Below are 258 nucleotides of genomic sequence, written 5' to 3'. Positions count from 1 at the left end.
AGCACGGTGAGACAACGCCGGTCAGCTGCTCCATTTCGGTCTGTGCCAATACCACCGAATTTGATACCTATTGGACACTCAGCAACGGTTCTGAGATCTCCCATCACATCAATGCGAGCAAAACCACCATTAAGGTAAACGGTCAAACCGGATTCGCATTACCATCAGCGATATTACAAGACAAACTGAGTTGCTATAGCGCGCCAGGTATGAGCAGCATTTATTGTGCGAAAGACGTGTTACTTTAACCGTAACAAC

General features: G+C 46.9%; 1 pseudogene. It reads left to right on the top strand.

Annotated elements, in window-relative coordinates:
- Positions 1-248 (top strand): annotated as a pseudogene (locus tag ACYP03_RS26880) (hypothetical protein); the annotation flags it as partial.
- Positions 249-258 lie beyond the last annotated feature (10 nt).

The organism is Photobacterium sp. R1 (assembly GCF_054600795.1).
The sequence above is the reverse complement of the archived record's forward strand: the minus strand, read 5'-3'. Positions and strand labels throughout refer to the sequence as shown.